At 48.2% G+C, this 1468-nt stretch carries 1 rRNA gene; it reads left to right on the top strand.

Annotation, left to right across the window (positions count from 1 at the left end):
* Nucleotides 1-191: 191 nt before the first annotated feature.
* A 23S ribosomal RNA gene (locus B347_RS0106855) occupies nucleotides 192-1468 on the top strand; the annotation flags it as partial.

Genomic DNA, 1468 nt, shown 5'->3' with positions numbered 1-1468 from the left:
CAAATGATGGTGAATGTTGATTTCTGATCTTTTGATTAGATCGTTCTTTAAAAATTTGGGTATGTGATAGAAAGATAGACTGAATAACACTTTCACTGGTGTTTATTCAGGCTAAGGTAAAATTTGTGATTGAAAGCAAATTTTCGGCGAATGTCGTCTTCATAGTATAACCAGATTGCTTGGGGTTATATGGTCAAGTGAAGAAGCGCATACGGTGGATGCCTTGGCAGTCAGAGGCGATGAAAGACGTGGTAGCCTGCGAAAAGCTTCGGGGAGTCGGCAAACAGACTTTGATCCGGAGATGTCTGAATGGGGGAACCCACCTAACCTAAGTTAGGTATCTTAAGCTGAATACATAGGCTTAAGAAGCGAACCAGGGGAACTGAAACATCTAAGTACCCTGAGGAAAAGAAATCAACCGAGATTCCCTTAGTAGTGGCGAGCGAACGGGGACCAGCCCTTAAGCTGTATTGATGTTAGCGGAACGCTCTGGAAAGTGCGGCCATAGTGGGTGATAGCCCTGTACGCGAAAACATCTTTACAGTGAAATCGAGTAGGACGGAGCACGAGAAACTTTGTCTGAATATGGGGGGACCATCCTCCAAGGCTAAATACTACTGACTGACCGATAGTGAACTAGTACCGTGAGGGAAAGGCGAAAAGAACCCCGGAGAGGGGAGTGAAATAGATCCTGAAACCGTATGCGTACAAGCAGTGGGAGCCCACTTTGTTGGGTGACTGCGTACCTTTTGTATAATGGGTCAGCGACTTATTTTCAGTGGCAAGCTTAACCGAATAGGGGAGGCGTAGCGAAAGCGAGTCTTAATAGGGCGTCTAGTCGCTGGGAATAGACCCGAAACCGGGCGATCTATCCATGGGCAGGTTGAAGGTTGGGTAACACTAACTGGAGGACCGAACCGACTACCGTTGAAAAGTTAGCGGATGACCTGTGGATCGGAGTGAAAGGCTAATCAAGCTCGGAGATAGCTGGTTCTCCTCGAAAGCTATTTAGGTAGCGCCTCATGTATCACTGTAGGGGGTAGAGCACTGTTTCGGCTAGGGGGTCATCCCGACTTACCAAACCGATGCAAACTCCGAATACCTACAAGTGCCGAGCATGGGAGACACACGGCGGGTGCTAACGTCCGTCGTGAAAAGGGAAACAACCCAGACCGTCAGCTAAGGTCCCAAAGTTATGGTTAAGTGGGAAACGATGTGGGAAGGCTTAGACAGCTAGGAGGTTGGCTTAGAAGCAGCCACCCTTTAAAGAAAGCGTAATAGCTCACTAGTCGAGTCGGCCTGCGCGGAAGATTTAACGGGGCTCAAACCATACACCGAAGCTACGGGTATCACTTAGGTGATGCGGTAGAGGAGCGTTCTGTAAGCCTGTGAAGGTGAGTTGAGAAGCTTGCTGGAGGTATCAGAAGTGCGAATGCTGACATGAGTAACGATAATGGGTGTGAAAAAC

Origin of the sequence: Pseudomonas psychrophila HA-4 (assembly GCF_000282975.1) — a bacterium.
Taxonomy (GTDB): Bacteria; Pseudomonadota; Gammaproteobacteria; order Pseudomonadales; family Pseudomonadaceae; genus Aquipseudomonas; species Aquipseudomonas psychrophila_A.
The sequence above is the reverse complement of the archived record's forward strand: the minus strand, read 5'-3'. Positions and strand labels throughout refer to the sequence as shown.